Origin of the sequence: Streptomyces coffeae (assembly GCF_016741875.1) — a bacterium.
In the GTDB taxonomy this organism is placed as follows: domain Bacteria; phylum Actinomycetota; class Actinomycetes; order Streptomycetales; family Streptomycetaceae; genus Streptomyces; species Streptomyces coffeae.
In genome coordinates, this window is sequence record NZ_JAERRF010000236.1 from 1 (window position 1) to 286 (window position 286).

The 286-nt window shown below is 66.8% G+C and carries 1 pseudogene; it reads left to right on the forward strand.

The window, feature by feature from the left end:
* Positions 1-286 (forward strand): annotated as a pseudogene (locus JK363_RS42020) (integrase); the annotation flags it as partial.

Consider the following 286-nt stretch of genomic DNA (forward strand, 5'->3'; position numbering starts at 1 on the left):
TGCTGCCATGGCAGCACTGCTCCGGATCGTCAGCAAACAGCGGCGTTCACAACTGGCCTTGCTGGTCACTCCACGATCGATCCTGCGCTGGCACGCACGGCTCATCGCCTGGAAGTGGACCTGCCCGTCCCGTCGCCCGGGCCGCCCACCGGAACCAGTTTCCCTGCGGCAACTGATCGTGCGTCTGGCGCGGGAGAACCCGGGATGGGGATACCGCCACATCCACGGCGAGCTCGTCGGCCTGGGACGCAACATCGCCGCCTCCACGGTCTGGTCGATCCTGAAC